Origin of the sequence: Aeromonas sp. MR16, assembly GCF_022549315.1 — a bacterium.
Taxonomy (GTDB): Bacteria; Pseudomonadota; Gammaproteobacteria; order Enterobacterales; family Aeromonadaceae; genus Aeromonas; species Aeromonas aquatica.
The window spans coordinates 1-494 of record NZ_JAKZFK010000072.1 but is presented as its reverse complement, the minus strand read 5'-3'; the positions used below and the strand labels follow the sequence as shown (position 1 = coordinate 494).

Genomic DNA, 494 nt, shown 5'->3' with positions numbered 1-494 from the left:
CCACCCCTATCAGCAAAGCACTGACTCCGGAACAGCAGAAAATCCAGGAGCTGGAAGCCCGCATCAACCGCCTCGAGCGCGAAAAGGACATTCTAAAAAAGGCTACGGCTCTCTTGATGGCGGACGAATTCACACGTACGCGCTGATAGACCGATTAAGGGAGCAAGCCCCCATTACCCTGGTCTGCTGCGCTTTTGATGTTCCCACTTCCTGTTTTTACGATTATCTGGCTCGCAGGCGAGCGATTAACCGTGAGCGCATGCAACAGCGCAGCGAGTTGCGCCGTTTGTTTAAAGAGAGCCGGGGCTCGGCAGGCAGCCGCGCCTTGATGTCGATGATGCGGGAGTTGGGGTATCAGATTGGTCGATTCAAAGTACGTAACCTGATGAAGGAAGGCGGGCTGGCATCCAAGCAGCCGGGCGCACACCGTTATAAGGCCGCCCAATCTGAACGACCGGATATTCCCAATCTGCTGGCCCGCGAATTTGATGCTC

Annotated in this window: 1 pseudogene; it reads left to right on the top strand. The window is 55.7% G+C overall.

Features of this window, described 5'->3' with window-relative positions:
* Positions 1-494, top strand: a pseudogene (locus MM194_RS21780) (IS3 family transposase); the annotation flags it as partial.